1 protein-coding gene is annotated in these 252 nt (G+C 33.3%); it reads left to right on the plus strand.

From position 1 onward, the window contains the following. Positions 1–252 (plus strand): hypothetical protein (locus ACX6CF_RS26165; protein WP_458788325.1); only part of this gene is annotated, 252 nt, incomplete at both ends.

A 252-nucleotide genomic window follows, 5' to 3' on the forward strand; every position in this document is an offset into this window, starting at 1 on the left:
GTTGTCCTGAAACAACTAATTCAATTGGTTCACGACCAGCTAGTTAAGCAAAAGATGGAATTGGAAGAAGCTAATGAAAGATTAAATAGATTTACTGCTGAAATGTACATCCAAAATGAATTACTCAGCTACATAAGTTCTGTTTTGGATATTGATGAATTGATGGAGTTAGTTACTGATTCCATACTTGGTGCTATAGGTGTAGATACATGTTCGTTGGTTATTTACGATGTTAATCTTAACACATACCAT

It is taken from the genome of Vallitalea sediminicola, from assembly GCF_054408565.1.